We start from the raw sequence: 17,055 nt of genomic DNA, 5'->3' as shown, positions 1-17,055 counted from the left end.
TGCCGGGTAGATACAAGGCTCCCAGCTTAAAGACTGAACACATGATTACTTGATGCGTTGGCGGCGGTTATTTTTCCTATTTGATTGTCGTTGTTGCCTAACTTTAAGCGTGTCATTGGAATCTAAAGGTGCTGTTTTGCCTACGAGCGCTGTTGCTAACGAGATAGGAGACGGGTACGTAAATAAATCGGTAACGGATAAACTCATACCTAATTGGTGTAGTGCACTGTGCATCTGAACAAGTTGGAGCGAATTAGCCCCAGCGTCGAAAAAGTTTTCTCTTTCACCTACGGAAGAGCATACTATTTGGTCGAAAGTCTCTTGAATTTGACGCACCTTGATCGGATCAACGTGCTGATCCTTTGTGTATTCTAAAGTAGGAGAAGGTGTCGCTGGTGTTGCCGTAAAACGAGTAATGTTGTGCTCCGAACTGATAAGCTGATTTAACGGCAGTGACCAACACTCTGGCTTTCGAGCTAACATTTTGAGTAGCTCGATGTAATGCCCAAACATTTTGTCCAGAAGTGGTTGTGGGAGTAAGCTTTCAACCGCGTCCCAGTTTAGACAAAGGTATCCCGAAGATTCATAGACTTGGTGGTCAAGCCATACTTGAGGTGTTTGAGAAATGCCCCAAGAAGGCGTTAACCAGCCTGAATCTGGCAGAAAATCCCCATCTGATGTACCAAGAGCACTTGTAAACACCACTGGCATAGAGGTGTTTGCAGTGTTCTGCTGACGAGCAAGTTCTCTCATCACCCATACGGCTGAAACATCTCTATGCTGAAGGTCTTGCGCTAATTGTGTTTGTAAACGCTTAAGGCTAGTTAACCAGTTATTCTCAGGGTGCCATGCGAGTAGTAATAACGTCGTAAAGTCACCCATAACGTGGTTTATTTGAGGGTGAACGGCCTTCCGGTCGAAAAGGGTTAAGTTTAGTGTGACAGCCTTATTATCACTCCAAGCTGAAAGAGTAGAAGCGTAAGCGCACATAAGAATGACCGACGGGGTGACCTGATGTCTGGTCGCTATCTCTTTAAGAGCTGCCCATTCTTCAGGCATAAGTCTTGTTTCTGCACGAATAAATTTAGGCTTGTGTAGTTTCGCGGGATCTGACTGTATTGGCAGGTTAGGCGCAGGAGGAAGAGTCGCTAACTGACTGTGCCAATAAGCTTTCCCTTGCTCAATAACACTTAGATCTGAGTCCTTATGGGTATTTTTCCAATTTACATAATCCCTGAATGTGACATTTAGTTCTGGGAGTTTTGATGTTGGGTTGTGATAAAAGGTTTCTAGCTCAGACAAGAAAATTTTCATGCTTAAACCATCAAGCATCATGTTATCTAAATTGATAAACAAACGAGCTTCTTGTGACTGGTTAAGTATTGCCTCAATGCTGAATAGAGGCCAAAATTCTGGATTATTAACCTGATGCGATAACTTGTTTCGAATTGCGTCGGCTTCAGGATTGTTAAGGTCATCAAACAGATGACACTTGAGGTCAAAAGAAGGTACGTTGATCAAAACTTGTTGTTGGTGGTTTTGAACGACGGCTCTTAACATGTCATGGCGTTCGATCAGTTTATCCATCGCCTGATTGAATCGTACTACGTCGAGTTCTCTTACTTTGAACTCTATAAAGAATTGGGAACTACTTGCGCCCAAAGCAAACCCGTGTTGACGGCCGATCCAATATGCTTGCTGGACATCTGTCATAGGGAAGGGGAGATAGCGATCACTTAAACATGCTTTTAGAACTGTGTCATTAACGGCAATGCCTTGGTCGCTAGGGACTAGGGTTGCAGCAAAATCACTGAGGGTGGTTTTTGTAAACAGTTCAGTCAGGTTGCCTCGTAAGCCAGATTTTTGTAGCTCGCCAATGCAACGGGTAGCGAGAAGGCTATCGCCTCCCATAATAAAGAAGTCGCTATCTTTGCTGATTTGGTTTGTTTTAAAAAGTGATTGCCATACTTTAGCTAAGGCAATCTCATTGTTGGATGTTAAGGGAGCCGGCTCAAGTTTACTTTCAGATGATGCCACTGTGGTACTCGTCAGAGACTTACGATCAACTTTGCCATTTGGTGTTAGAGGTAACGCGTCCATGAACGTAAATCGTTTAGGAATCATGTAGTCAGGCAATTGTTCACTTAACTTAGCCATTAGTTTGGTTGCATCGGTCTTGAGTACAGTGTTTTGGTTTCTCAATACATATAGCGCGTGATTCCCAGCAAGTACTTTATGTTCAAGGCGCAGGCCTGTTTGCTCAAAAGCTGAGTACAGGAAAGTCTCCGACAGTAAATTAGGCGTAGTTGCTTCGATGACTTGTGCACTGATCAATGAGGCGTCACCCAACTTTGTAACTTCTGTCAGAATTGCCAGGCCGTCAGGGGCAAGCAAGGTTTTGATATGATGAAGATACTCAATAGGAACTTGTTGACGGTGTAATACGTTGTTGAGCAGGAGCACATCCACCGTTCCTTTGAGCGTTTCAGGGATTGTTTTTCCTGTGTAAATAACGTCTGCGTGTGCAACTTTCTTCAAACGTTGCGTAGCGAGGTTTGTCATAGCAAGAGAAGAATCTAATGCGGTATATTGAACTTGCTTTGGCCCTAAAAGAGTCGAAATATGACTAGCGACAAGACCAGTTCGTGATTCTAGTTCTATGATATTCAGCGGTTTCTTCAACTTAGTGGCAAGAGCGGAAACGGCTGTAATGACTTGGTGTAGTTGATGTTGGAAATCGGCACGGTTAAATAACAAAGCTTCAGGTGATAACTGGCTTTCGAGAAGTTCAGCCGCTTCACGCTCTCCCCTCAATACCTGAGCGAGAAGGTTGTTAGACTGTGCTCCAAGTAATGAACGTGATTTCGCTGCAGTATTTTCCATAGCCGTATTTTCTACAGCAGTATTACTTAGCAACTGATAAGTTGTGCCTTCACCTTGGCCATGTTTGGATACTGAACCATGCTCTGAAAGAAACTCTAACCATTTCTTAAATAATCCGACATACTTTCTAGAGGCGCTATATGAGTGCATCCATTCGCTTAGCGTTCTAGCCTTAACGTTATCAGACACTTGACTCGACAAGTGATGGTGTAGGAAATCTACAATCTCCGTATTTTCCTCTGTACTTTCTAAATAGGGCTTATGTTCTTGGAATAGTTCTCTATACTGTTTCGGTAATGCTGGGTGCGGTTGTAAAGCAGAATGTAACTCTGTCCCTTCTGTTACGACAAAACCTTCTAATTGTTTATCTTTGCTACCACCTTGGCTTAATGCTAATGCGACACCTTGTCGAACCCCCGCAATGCGGTTGAAGGCGGAGTCTATTTCACCAAGCTCTATACGATAGCCGCCTACTTTGACTTGATTGTCTTTTCGACCTAAGAATTCAAGCGTTCCATCCGGCCAATAACAGCCTGTATCTCCTGTACGATACCAACGCTGAGTTTCTCCACTTTCTAGACAGGTTTGGTTAATGAATTGGTGTGACGTACGTTCGCTGTCATTCCAATATTCCAGTGCAACGCCAATACCACCGATCCAAAGCTCTCCATTAACCCTGTCTGGACAGTCTCTTCCCATTTCATCAACAACTCGATAAACCTGATTTGTTAGTGGGTATCCGTATGGTATAGAGCGCCAGCTTGGGTCGATTTTTTTGACGATATATTCATTTGACCAGATAGCAGCTTCGGTTGCTCCACCCATAGCACTGAATGTTGCTACTGGATTATATTGGTGTAGACGAGCAGGCAGTGAAAGATCAATCCAATCGCCAGATAGCATTGCCGTGCGTAGGTAGGATGGGGCGTTGAATTGCATCCCTTCACAAAAGGTAAGGAACATGTCAAAAAGGGCTGGTACGCTATTCCATAGCGTTACTTGGTGTTCGCATATTAAGTTATTCCAAGCCATTGGATCACGAAGTTGGTTTTCTTGAGGTAATACCAAAGCACCACCAGCCGTGAGAACGCCAAATATATCGTAGACGGAAAGATCAAAATGCAGTGCTGATAGCGCTAAAACACGGTCAGCACTTGTGACGTCGTGACGCTCATTAATATCCATGCATGTGTTAAGGGCTGCTTGGTGTGAAATGACGACTCCTTTGGGAGTGCCTGTCGAACCAGAGGTGTAAATTATGTACGCTTTGTCGTGTGGACTACGCTGTTGAGCTGCGGGTTGAAGTGTTTCAAGCGTTACATCTTGCCAGTTAAGGTGAATGGAGTCGGTCCAGTCAAAGTTTGATTCTGTCGTCTTGCAGCGAATCACTATCCGAATATCGGCGTTTTCAATAATGGATTTTCTGCGGACTATTGGTTGGCTAGGTGCGATTGGAACATATACGCCACCGGCATAAAGGATGGCCAGCACTGCAATAATTTGACCCTCTCCTTTATCCATACTGACAGCGACGTGCTCACCGCTTTTTAGCCCAGCGTTAACTAATTGGTATGCGAGCTGTTTCGCTTTTAAAGTCAGTTCTTCAAAGCTAAGGATATTGCCTGAGCTAATAACGGCGGTGCGGTTTGGATGCTTTTCCGCTTGTTCAAATATTCGTTCGTGTAGCAAGCCATGAGGCGGTGTGCCTTGTGATTGGTTCACTGCCTTTCTGATGTTTTTTTGAGGCTCAGGAAGTAAATCTGGTAATGGGATTTTCCAATGCTCGTCGTTTGCTAACATATACGACAGTAGGTTAGTGAAGCGATGGAACATAGTGTCTACTAACCCTTCTGGAAACAGCTCGTCGATGCCATCCCATTGAAGGATAACCCCTTCATCATGTTTGAAAGCGACAAAGTCTAGCCAAACCTGTGGTGTTTGGGATATTCCCCAGCCAGGCTGGCCAAGGGGGCCGTTGGTATCGTCGCCAAACAGTGATTTACCTAGATTACTGGTGAAAACGATAGGCGCCCCATGGGGGTGAGTGCCATTTTTTTTTAGGTCACGTAACACCTCTACACCTGATGTCATTCGGTGTTCGTAAAGTTCTGCAAATCGGTCTTGGTGATCTTGAATTAGATCGCAAGCGTTAGCGTCACTGATCTCGGCATCGAGTAATAAAATGTTGGTGAAATCCGCCAACATTTTGTTCAGGTGTTTATTGAATGGATGACAATCAAACAGAGTCAGGTTGAGCAGCAGTTTTCTCTGACCACTCCAACGCGACAATACTGCGGAGTAGAGTGTCGCTAGTACCATCGTCGGTGTGACTTTATTTGTAGCCGAAAGGTGCTGAAGTTTCGCCCACTCCGTTTTGTGTAGAGAGTGTCTGCGGCGACTAAATTTTGGTTTTTGAAGTTGAGCCGGCTCGATTCTTAGTGGCAAGTTAGGTGGTACAGGAAGAGTCGCGTATTGAGATTGCCAATATTCAGATGAAACGCATTTTTGAGCACTAAATTCGGTAGATTCTTGTTGTAAATAGCTACAAAAATCATATTCACTAGATTTTTCTTCAAGAGGGTCACCTCTTAATAGGGTGGATAACTCGTTAAAAAACAAACTGAAGCTTGATGCATCCATTACGAGTAGGTCGATGCTCACATGAACTCGATATTGTTGATCGCTAAGAACGGAAACTTGGATATCGAACGTTTGCCCACTTTGTATATCGAGAACACGATGGCTGAGTTTGTTGCGGGTGCTGAACATTTGATGTTCAGCAGCTTCAGAGGAAAAGTGACTTAAATCATGTACGGTAATTTTCTGTTTATCTTTTGGCTTAACCCAGCGCTGTGTTCCGTCACTATGAAAGCTAACGCTCAGCATGGGATGACGTTGAATTAGTGTATTTATCGCAGTTTCGAGGAGTGCAAGATCAAGGTGCTCGGTGTTAAATTCTTGGTATAGATGACAGCTATTGCCTCCTAACGGTTGGCTTGGCTCTCTACCAATGTAATAAGCAAGCTGAACTGGCGTCATTGGAAAAGGGGCGCCATCGGTCATTACCGAATATGTATGTGAAGGTAGTGATGTTTGCTTAAGCTGGTTGCCAGCATCAAGCTTGCGGTCGACCAGTATTTTAATGTCGCTAATTGTTGGATACTCATACATCTCTTTCAACGTTATTTTGCACCCTGCGCGTCGGAATTGATTTACCATTCGCATAAGAAACATAGAGTCGAGGCCAATTTCAAAAAGGTTGGCAGAGTCACTGAGAGAATCTGCAGTGACGTCAAACGAACGGCAAATCTCTTCCCTAAACTTCGAAATTATTTTTTCATTATCAAGCATGACGATATCTACTTTGGTAAATTTTAGACGCAACGAACCCGGCAAGTTGCTCTGCAACAGCCTAGATAAGTTCGGGTTTAGTAAGCCCGATGACTCGGGCTTTGGAGTTTATCTATTAGTTTTTTTGTGTATTTAGTGTGCCTTCACTAAACGTATTGCGGGATGCTAAGTCGGAAATGCGTGTGAGCTGATAGGCTGCAAAACACGTAGCGATAATGGCAAGAGAGTAGTGGGCTGAGTAACCTAGATAAGATATTAGCCAACCACATAGTACTGCCATAACGATGGTCACGATCATATCCATAGATTGGAACAAGGAATAATCTATGCCAGCTTGTGAACCGTATGACCATTCCATCATCAGTGTGTACAGTGCTAAGAACTTGGCTGCTGATATAACGGCATTAAGGATGAAGAGCACCTCTAACATGTAAGGGATGTTGACTAAATTGGCAGAATATAAGAAGAAACCAGTATAGAGGATGGCTTCTACTGCTAAGCAAATAGTTAACATTTTTATCGCAGTGATATGCTTAATTGCCCAACCACTCAAACCGACACCAATGAAACCTGTAAGTGCGCCACCACCAGCTACAAGTAAGCCAAGATTTTCTAAGTTAATCCCTTTTTCGTAGAGAAAAGGCATCATCATAGACAATACGCCGCGAGTACCAATTTGGCATAACATAATTAGGAAGAGCCCACGCCTTACTTTAGAGCTTGAAAATGCACTTTTAAGAGATGGGGTTGAAACGTCCTTTATAGTTGGTTGTGATGTTGTCCGGCTAAATAACTGGAGTGTTGGAAGCGACATTATGATAACCAAGCCCATTAGAGCGAACAGAGCAACCTGCCAATCTACTGCGCCTGTTAAATAGATAAACAGGCCACCACCAAAGATGGCGCCAAGGTATGCCCCCCCAACTTGCATTACATTTCCGATTCTTCTCTTAGAGCGAGGCAGTTGATCTACAGCTAATCCATCAGTGCTCATATCCGCAATAGTAGAAAACATCGCGAGCGCGAAAACACATAGGAATAAAAGCGACAGCTGATGCAAAGCTTGAGTAAAAGCAAGTCCCCCTAGGGTGACTAAGATCGCTACCTGAGCTAATAGGACTAGATACCCGTGATTCTTCAAGGTATCACCTTTCTTTCTTATTTTTTCCAAGTATGGCGACCAAAGAAATTTCAGTGCCCAAGGAAGTATCGCAAGATAAAAAAGCCCTATTTGTGATGTAGAAACGTCTTGCGACTTTAATACAGCAGGCAACCCCTGCAGAGTAAACATGCCAATCAAACTTTGAGTCGTGTAGACGCCTGCCATAATAGAGAGCAGCGAAGATAATTTTAAACCAGAAGTAAGGCGAGTCGGGAAGGTCATCTAGTTACCACTCCATCTTTGCGTTTAGTCCTACTTCTCGTCCAGTACCGTAGTTGCTAAGTGAAGTACCTGCCATCGCAAATGAATAGGTTTTGTATTCTTTATCGGTAATGTTATTGCTAAAGAGTCGGAAAGACAGGTGATCGTTGAAGTCATAAACGATCGCGACATCCACGAGCGCGTAACCTTCTTGTGATAGGGTGTTGTTTTCATTGAAATACATTTTAGATGTGTAGCGAGCATTGGATACCAGCGAGATCTCGCCTTCGACTAATGATTGGGGTAAGAAATACTCTACACCAACGGTAGCCGTTGTGTCTGGTGCGTAAGGTAAACGATTTCCTTCTAGTCCACCATTACCAGATTCAAATGTAGATCTTCCTGATGTACCAGCAAGATTCAGCGTTAGGTCATCCGTTGGATAGAAAGCTAGCTCTAGTTCTAAACCTAGGCTTTTAGCCTCGCCATGATTACTCAGTTTTTGGCTTCCAGGTGCACCGGTATAGAGTTGGACGTCTTTGGTTTCAATTAAATATAGTGCCCCGCTTAGGTCCACACTATTATCTAACAGAGTTGTACGCCAGCCTAATTCCCAGTTGAGTGATTTCTCGGCATCAAATCCATCTTTATCGCTGTTACTACGTGGTGCAGCACTGAAGCCACTTGGGCGATAGCCACTAGTCAAAGATGCATACAGTCGAGAGTGCTCATTGGCTTGCCAGCCGATAGCAGCCTTGGGTGATATTATATTTTCAGATTTGCTTTGATCATATGCTGAAATGCCCCATGCTGCATTTCCTGCGTAGTCTGAGTTAGTCGACATTCGAGAAGCGCGGAGGCCAAAGGTCAGGTCTACTGTGTTTGTCATTGCATAAGTTGATTGCCCGAACAATGCGTAAGTATCTGTCGAAATTTTGTTTTGCGAACCTGAGTTTACGTCAAATTGGCGATTTTCAAAATAACCTCCAAGAAGGGCTGTCAGAGCATCGTTGAAATGCGTGTTAACTCGCAGCTCTTGACTGAATGTATTTTGGTCTTCTACCCACGTGCCACCGATAAAGGTACGATCTACATCTCTGTCTTGGTAGGCTGTGATACTGGTTAGTTGGGCGCTTCCGAAGTCATACCCAACATTTAGTGATACCGTATTCACATTACGTTTAAGCTCAGGTATGTCTTGGTTAGTCTCTTTTTTGTCAAATTCAGCTTTAGTCAGATACCATTCCTCATGGCTGTCGAGATCATCAGCTGAAAAAGATAAGGTCGCGTTAAGAGGAGAATTGTCGGGTATATAGTGCAAACGCGCCATTCCGCTAATTTCTTTAGTTTCGTTGGCTTTTTTAGTGTTGCTCGGCACGTGCGTAATGTTCCCCTCATCCTTTAGAGAACGAATCACTACGTCAGCGTATATTTCGTCGCTGAGTGCGATAGCGGTGGAAGCATCAAGTTGTTGGCTTAGGTTACTATATGTGACACCCGCAGAGGCTTTCGGCTGATTTGTCGCTTTCTTAGTAATAATGTTAATGATGCCGCCTTGCGCATTGCCGCCATATAAAGTTCCTTGCGGGCCTCTTAGCAATTCAACGTGTTCAACATTTAACAGCTGTTGCGTAAGGAAAGCAGCGTCCTGTAAGACCCCATCGACATAGATGCCAATTGTCGGTGAGTGATAATCCGGAGAACTGATACCCCTAATCGTTGTATTGGCATATGTGCGGTTACCACGAGTTTGAATGACTAAGCCTGGGAACGCTTTTTCAAGGTCTTTGACTTCATGTATGCCCGCCTTTTCAAGCTCATCGCCTGTTTTAACAATAACTGAGTTGTTAACTCTACCTATAGGTGTACCTTGCTTTGTTGCTTCGACAATAATGACATCTTGAACATTATCTTGAGCAAACGTATCGTAACTTAGCGTAGTAATAGCAACGCATAATGCGATTGGAGACAGCTTGAAACATTTCCTGTACATCTTATTTTTCCTTGAGGTTTAGCTTTATGGCTATATATTGCAAATTTCCGCTTCTACTCGCTAACTCAATAAGGTGAAAAAAAAACACGAATAGACTTTTTGATGATGGATATTTGCGATAAAGCAACAGTCGCCTTAGACAGGAGACTGTTATTTGAAAAGAGTTTCCTGATGTTAATTTTTCAGCACTAGAAGATATGAACAGTTCTGCTTTTTCTAGCTAGAGTAGAAACTTAATGGAGGGGGCACTTTACTCGCAATTTAGAGCGATGCGCTGTGTATTACTTTTATTTGAATACGAAGACGGTGTGCATCCGAATTCTTTTTTAAAGGCTGCAGCAAAATGTCCATGATTGGCATACCCAACTTCTAAGGCAATGTGGGAAATTGGATTTTCCCTTAGAGAAAGAAGCCTTACAGCTTTAGACATTCTTTGTTGAAGAATATATTGGTGGATGGTGGTGTTAAACTCTTTACGAAACCACTGCTTTAAAGAGGTTTCATTTGTACCAATCCTGCGAGCCAATTGAGTAATAGTTGGCGGTAGCACAAACTCTTTATCCAAGATCTCAATTGCTTTCTCTAAGCCTTTGCTACTGTCCATGCGTCTGGGGAGGGTGACTTCCTCTTGTAGCAGGTAGCGTGCAGCATCGCTGATGAATGAATATGAAAGGTGGCGATGTATGCTAGCGTTGGAGCTTGTATTAGGTTCGGATAACTTTTCAGCGATACGATGAAATTGAGAGTTTGCCGATTTCATTATCAGAAATGGCTCTCGCTGCTCTAGTTTTCTTTTGGTGAGTAAGCCAATTTGCATGACATCGATATACTCAAGTAGAACTCGCCTTGGAACTTGTAAGGCAAAAAGTTTTGTTGACTGAGGTTGATAACGACAGAGTCCTGCCCTGGTGTCTGAGTAGCACAATGCTATCGCGTTACTTGGAAAAATTCTGGGTGCTTTGAGGCTATCAATTTGATAATAAACAGCGCTGCCTAAATTGAGCATGACAGTAACCGTATCGTACTCAGTTTTATCTGGAGTATCGAGTTGGACAGGGGCATAGAACCGCCCCATAAATAGGCTTAGAACCACTTCTTCGTTAAGCGCACAACAACGTAATGAGAACTCACAGTCGTTATGCTTAAACAGTATATTCCCGTTGGTTTGAATGGATTCTTCCATTAGTTCCAAATTAAAGGGAACTGTATAGTAGGTCATAGATAAATAATAATCACAACGTAAATGATAATGATGCACATTACCATTTAAGGGCGTGAGGGATCCATAAAAATAATATATTTAGCAGTTAAAGTTATCAATTTGATTATTAAGCTTGTTTCATATGTATGGTTAGGTGGACGCTTTCATTGTAATAAGTGCTTTTTGAACATTAAATACTGACGAAAGCACAATTACTGACGCTGTCGACGATACTGGAGAGGCTTTTCTCCAGAGTATTGTTTAAATAACTTACTAAAATATGAAGGGCTGGAATAACCTATGTTGTATACAATGTCGATGATAGGTTTGTCAGTATATAACAGCTCTTTGGCAGCAACTTCCATGCGGGCTTGTTGCAAAGCTTTAGAGAATGTATTGTCAAATAGCAATTTAAAGCCACGTTTAAAACTCGTTTCATTAGTACCGACTTCTTTGCAGATCTCTTTAATAGACCAGTTTTTCCCCGGCTTAGATGTTATCAAAGTATGGGCTTTGCGTACTTTGTTGAGTGTGCGGCTGGATAAACATGAACATTCATGGTCTGTCTTATTGCTCTTAATCATCTCAAGCTGGTCTAGTATTTTCGACAAACAGTGATAGGCCTGTAAAACGGCAAGCAGATTGTCGGTTACGCCTGATTCTTTGTTAGTCAGTTCTGTCTGTAATTGATTGATGAACTGCTGGATCTCAATGATAGTATTAAATACTAAAGGTATATTATCGGTTTGTGGATTGATGCCACTTTCTTGGAATTTTGCGCTCATTTGCTGATAAATAGAGCTAAGATAATTACAATCAAATCGAATATCGGCAATTTCTATATAGCTTTCTTTTTCGCTGATAAAGACATCGTTAAATGTGTTTTCTGAAAAAATGAGTACACTCTTTCCTTTTTGTAATTGCTTGGGTCCATCTTTTCCATTGTGCCAACGAATGTTGTCTCCTTTAACAACCGTTAGGAGACGAAGGAAGGTGGTCTTTTTGTTCTGACCCTCTTGATGAGATGTACATCCACCATACCCGGAAAGGGTATGTATTTGGCAGCCTAAGCAATCACCAACAGAGCTGCCTAAAGGTGCCTTGTCAAAACTAGAAATTAGTTGGTCATGAGTAGAATTAATGTTGGTAATAGGAATAGAGTTTGAGCCGTGTTTCATATAATGCTTGTTCATTTTTTATCGTCCGAAATAGCGTGGTCAGCTCGTGCATATGCATACCGCAGCTTGATTTGGAAATTTGTTGCACGACAATACCGAGCATTTCTCTATCTGGTCTTTATAATATTGTATTTGAGTGAACTTCAAGTGTATAAACCAGAACCCCCATTCTGTTGAGGAACCGGTTATTTGTCTACTCAGATTGGAAGTGATTTTCTACATCATTTGGTCTAATTTGAGTAGTTGATATTGTTACAAAGTAAGGGGGAGGAGTTGTTTTTATATCAGGTAGATAAACAGTAAACGAACCATAAACCTACGGAGTATTTTTAGTGAGAAAAATTCCACGGTAGAAGTGTTCTGTTGTTCTCTGAATTATGAAATTGAGGTGCTGATGACAGTGCGGGATTATGGAAGAAATTGAGGAAGGGTTCGATTTATTAGTTTGGTCCCTAAACCATTTAACCTGAAACACCAGACACAAAAAAGCCGCTCAATGAGCGGCTATTTGTTGTATGGCTCCCTCTACTGGACTTGAACCAGTGACATACGGATTAACAGTCCGGCGTTCTACCAACTGAACTAAGAGGGAATTGTATGGAGCGTGCAGCGGGAATCGAACCCGCATCATCAGCTTGGAAGGCTGAGGTAATAGCCATTATACGATGCACGCAAAATAAATGGTGCCGACTACCGGAGTCGAACTGGTGACCTACTGATTACAAGTCAGTTGCTCTACCTACTGAGCTAAGTCGGCACACTTTATTCTGTTTGTATTCACGCTTAAGCCTAAATACGAATATGGCGGAGAGATAGGGATTTGAACCCTAGAAGGGCTATAAACCCTTGCCGGTTTTCAAGACCGGTGCTTTCGACCACTCAGCCATCTCTCCTGAGTGCGAAGGATAATAATGAATACTGATGTCGATGTAAAGCGCTATAATTCTAACTGACTAATATTTGGTCTTTTTAAGTTAAAATCGCAAATAAAAAGCTGTTTATCTGGATTTCAGTAATATTTTTAATGGTAAAACCTCGGTATGTCTCATTAATCGGCGGGTAAATACCCCGACTAAGAGCCAGAATCGTTCATATACTGATCTAGACGTTTGTATTTTCACTTATTAGTAGTTGGAACGTTTATGAAAATTGTATTACCTAGCGTGTTGTTTGTGACTACTGCTCTTATTGGTTGTTCTTCTGATCAACCCAGCCCTCCTAAAATGTATACTGAAAGCTGCAAAGTGGTGTCTGAAGCTGAAATCGAATCCTTATTTGATCGTTGGAATAACTCGTTGCGAACAGGTAACTCCAAAAATGTTGTTGCTAATTATGCAGTGCGCTCGGTGCTTTTACCGACAGTGTCTAATAGGGCACGTTATACCGCGAACGAAAAAGAAGACTATTTCGATCATTTTCTTGAAGATCGCCCATCAGGGAATGTTGATTTACGTACCATTGAGTTGGGGTGCAATACTGCGGTAGATGCCGGTCTTTATACGTTTACCTTCGCCAAAACAGGTGCGACTGTTAGTGGACGTTACACTTATACGTATCGTTGGGATGGTACCGAGTGGTTAATTACCAGCCACCATTCTTCTGCAATGCCTGAATAAACGCATCGTCGTCGTTTTATTGGACTTTAATACGGTGTTGCTCATTTTCAACGTAGAACTACTATGTCTGTAAATGAGCACCTTGAGGTAACTTGGGCATATAAGGTAATGATATTAAGATCATGCTTCTTTTTTGGAATATACCCTTGTAATAGTGCTAACTCCTTGATTATGCGCCATGCATCATAATGAGAAAAAAACGCCTTCACCATACGCTATTTGTTGAGTATTGTGATTTTGATTGCGAAACATTAACGCCTATTGGTGGTAAGTTTCGCAATGCATAATTTCAAAGGAGTATGATATGCAAGATGCAAATGCTAGATTCCCACACACAGCTAGAATTTTAATCCTCAGGCAGTTTTTGTGGGGGGCTGCTTTCTACGGTACCTATGTATTATTAACAAAATATTTCTTGTTTGAGCTGAACTACAGTGAAGCTGATACCATTATGATGTTGGGTGCTTTTGGTGCCGTCGGGCCAGTATTCTCGGCTGTTGGTGGTTTTGTCGCTGACCGATATATTGGTTCGTTTCGCGCTGTTTATATTGGCTATACCACTTATACCATTGGCTTCTTTTTACTTGGAATGGGGGCATCACAGCTCAATATACCAATGAGTATTTTCGCTATTGCGTTAATTGGTTATTCACGAGGGTTGTCTGCAACTTGTCCGACGGTGTTATTCGGTAATTCATATTCAGCTACAAACCGTGAGTCTTTCCAGCAAGGCTTAACAATTAACTATTCAATCAACAATTTGGGCTCTTTTTTATCGCAATATCTATTTCCATTTCTTGTTGCGTATCTTGCCTATCAAGGTAACTTCTTTATTTCATCATTCTTAATGATGTTAACACTCGTTCTATTTTTCACTTTTCGTAAAGAGTTGGTTGAAGCGGGTAATGATCTCGATAAACGCCCTGTAAGCATGAAAGTGTGGGCTGGCTTTATTGTGGGTTCTGCCCTAATGCTTCGTTTAGTGTATTGGATCTTCGCTAACTTAGATGCTGGTAAATACCTGCTTTATGCGTTAGGTGTGCTGGTCATTCTGTATTTTATCTATGAAATTACTAAAGCGACTATCGCGTACAGGTATAAGATGTGCTGTGTATTAATCATGATTTTCATTTTCATGGTTTTTTACTTCTATTACGGTCAAATGCTCACATCGATGAACATTTACGCAATTAACTTAATGGGGGATCAGCTCTTAGGGTTTATTCCAATTCGCCCTGAATCTAATGTAGCGTTTAATCCACTGTGGTGTTTTGTGCTGGGTGGTCCGGCTATTTATATCTATGGTTGGATGGATAAGAAGGGCTATTCACCGACGATTCCAACTAAGTTTGCCGCAGCCTTTGGTTTTACCGCAATTGCGTTTGCTTTATTGGGTCTATCAACCGGTTTTGTGGGTGAAAACGGAAAAATTTCTGCAGACTGGATTTTGTGGGTGAATTTTTTCCAATCGTTTGCAGAGTTAATTGTGGGTGCCTTGGGTGCTGGTTTCATTTTTGAAATGGTGCCACGTTATCTATCAGCATTCTCGATGGGATTGCGGGCTGTTGCCTTGTCGTTAAGTGGTATTTTAGCGGCCGTGATATCAACAAAAATAGCACTACCGAAAGATCAGGTATTAACCCAAGAAATTATAGAAAATGTTTATACTAACTATTTCTATACATTAGCAGTATTTGCATTCTTGATGGTTTTCGTCACATTGGTACTGTCTAAAGTGATAGCAAAACTTATTCGCAAAGGCGAAGAGTTAGAAAAATTAGAAGCAGAAAAAGAATTAGCAACAAGCCACTAATTATCAGTGACTCATTATTAATGCAGTAATAGTAAAACACCCTTTGTTATTATAAATAACAGAGGGTGTTCTTTTATATATATGCTGATTGCGATTAAGGCTTCATTGCTATCGTCTGTTCAGCATCAGCAACGGGTAATGCAGCACTGACTGACGTCATATTAACGATATCGACCTTTAATTTATCTTTACCGAGTAATTCATCAACAATTTTTTGAGGAAATGGCCAGTAATTGAGCTGAGCATATAAGGTAATAATACCTGAAGTATCTTCTGGTATTTGAAAAGTATAATCGACGATTGAATAGCCATTCGGTTGAATGCGCGTATCAGATAATATTCGATCAACTTCCCATACATTGAGGTCAACCACATTGCCATTGGCATCACCTAACGTAACTTTGAAATTACGTGTACCTTTTTCGGTGTGTCCATCAACAACGGCACCAGAACGATAGATTGATGGTTGATTGTCTATCTTAACATTAAAATCAACCCATACCTCACGGCCTTCAGGGAAACCAGTCGGCAGTTTATGACCGGCACCCACATTGGCCACTTTGACTTTTATGGTAACAAGCTCGCCTGGTATGAGTGAGTCAGGTAAACCAATAAACTCAATGGTTGCCGCCGATCTTAGCATGGCACGCGAAAGTTCGGCACTGTCTGGATTATTGAAGTATTGATGTAGCGTTGAATTACCCCCTGTGAATTCATGGGAATAAATGTGTTTACGCTCTTTTCCCATAATGGCTGATTTACCTGGATTATCGTGTTGCCCTGGCCCTGGCGTCATATGGCAATCTTGGCATTGTATGCCTTGTTCGTTATAAGCACTTTCTTGCCATTCATCGTAAGTACGTTCTATCGGTGTACTGTTGAAAGGGTGAGAAACATTATGGCAAGTCGAGCAGAATTCTGAGCGAGTATGAAGATCTGAATATTCAGTTTTATGGTAAGGCGAGCTTGCATCGGTACGCGGCCCCAATTTTACATGTTTATCTTTATTTGGCGATAAAATATACGCTGCGTTGTCATTACCCGTTATACCGGTAATGTTATGGCACACTTCGCAGTTAACACCTGGCAAATCGGTGTTCGTCTCTATCATTGCCGCAGAAGCATTCATGCTTGTCATGCCTATTGGGCTGTGGCAAGCAATACAAAAATTATCAACTTGGCCATCAGTGGCTTTACTCGCGCGTAGAAATAGCGCTTGATAAATTGGATCGTCCCACGAGTAGGCCATGGCTGACTTTTCCCACTGCTGATATATTTCACTGTGACACCCTTTACAGACTTCAGGATTTTCAAACATATCAGGTGTTAGCTGGCGACCATCAGTGGTGGCACGTGATGGATAAAAAGGGCTGCTCTCTGCTATTTGTTCTTCTGTTAGTGGCTTATGCGGCTTTTGCCATTTATACAGACCGTCTTGTGCATGAATGTAAAAGGGGGATAGTAATACTATAAAGATAAAAAAAGATCGGATGAAATTGAATAGGGGAAATAACCATAAAGCCTGATGTTGAATTGGTTTGAATTCGTTTTTAATTAAAAAGTATCGAGCACTTCTAATATCCATAGGTTTACCCATTAAAAAATGATGAATACATTGCTGTCTAGCTAAGCTGTCACTCAATGAGTTTAGGTGTGA

The 17,055-nt window shown here is 42.0% G+C and carries 8 protein-coding genes and 4 tRNA genes; 2 read left to right on the top strand and 10 right to left on the bottom strand.

The features are described 5' to 3' along the window. Positions 1-45: 45 nt before the first annotated feature. The 9 genes from C9J47_RS11650 to C9J47_RS11610 form a co-directional block, all read right to left on the bottom strand. On the bottom strand, positions 46-6,234 hold the full coding sequence (locus C9J47_RS11650; RefSeq protein ID WP_107253685.1) for a non-ribosomal peptide synthetase: 6,189 nt from the start codon (positions 6,232-6,234) through the stop codon (positions 46-48). A gap of 115 nt (positions 6,235-6,349) precedes the next feature. After that, positions 6,350-7,618, bottom strand: a complete 1,269-nt coding sequence (locus C9J47_RS11645) for an MFS transporter (protein ID WP_107253684.1) — start codon at positions 7,616-7,618, stop codon at positions 6,350-6,352. A 4-nt stretch (positions 7,619-7,622) separates the two neighbouring features. Then, on the bottom strand, positions 7,623-9,590 hold the full coding sequence (locus C9J47_RS11640) for a TonB-dependent receptor (RefSeq protein ID WP_170107498.1): 1,968 nt from the start codon (positions 9,588-9,590) through the stop codon (positions 7,623-7,625). Between the two features lie 250 nt (positions 9,591-9,840). Further along, complete coding sequence (locus C9J47_RS11635; RefSeq protein WP_107253683.1) at positions 9,841-10,809, bottom strand: helix-turn-helix transcriptional regulator; 969 nt, start codon at positions 10,807-10,809, stop codon at positions 9,841-9,843. Positions 10,810-11,003: 194 nt separating this feature from the next. Next, a complete protein-coding gene (locus C9J47_RS11630) occupies positions 11,004-11,984 on the bottom strand; it encodes a helix-turn-helix domain-containing protein (protein ID WP_107253682.1) in 981 nt (326 codons plus the stop codon). Positions 11,985-12,485: 501 nt separating this feature from the next. Continuing rightward, positions 12,486-12,561, bottom strand: a tRNA-Asn gene (locus tag C9J47_RS11625). Positions 12,562-12,567: 6 nt separating this feature from the next. Then, positions 12,568-12,642 (bottom strand) — tRNA-Gly (locus tag C9J47_RS11620). 8 nt (positions 12,643-12,650) lie between these two features. After that, positions 12,651-12,726: transfer RNA gene (locus tag C9J47_RS11615), tRNA-Thr, on the bottom strand. Between the two features lie 45 nt (positions 12,727-12,771). Then, a tRNA-Ser gene (locus tag C9J47_RS11610) sits at positions 12,772-12,862 on the bottom strand. 249 nt (positions 12,863-13,111) lie between these two features. Between C9J47_RS11610 and C9J47_RS11605 the strand changes: the two genes are divergently transcribed. Together C9J47_RS11605 and C9J47_RS11600 are read left to right on the top strand one after the other, a co-directional pair. Further along, on the top strand, positions 13,112-13,585 hold the full coding sequence (locus C9J47_RS11605) for a nuclear transport factor 2 family protein (protein WP_107253681.1): 474 nt from the start codon (positions 13,112-13,114) through the stop codon (positions 13,583-13,585). Between the two features lie 304 nt (positions 13,586-13,889). Continuing rightward, positions 13,890-15,398, top strand: a complete 1,509-nt coding sequence (locus C9J47_RS11600; RefSeq protein ID WP_107253680.1) for a peptide MFS transporter — start codon at positions 13,890-13,892, stop codon at positions 15,396-15,398. A gap of 94 nt (positions 15,399-15,492) precedes the next feature. Here C9J47_RS11600 and C9J47_RS11595 read toward each other — a convergent pair whose 3' ends face one another. Beyond that, positions 15,493-16,983, bottom strand: coding sequence for a multiheme c-type cytochrome (locus tag C9J47_RS11595; RefSeq protein WP_107253679.1), 1,491 nt, complete (start codon positions 16,981-16,983; stop codon positions 15,493-15,495). Positions 16,984-17,055 lie beyond the last annotated feature (72 nt).

It is taken from the genome of Photobacterium indicum (assembly GCF_003026215.1).
Taxonomy (GTDB): domain Bacteria; phylum Pseudomonadota; class Gammaproteobacteria; order Enterobacterales; family Vibrionaceae; genus Photobacterium; species Photobacterium indicum.
This window is presented reverse-complemented; position numbering and strand designations above follow the sequence as displayed.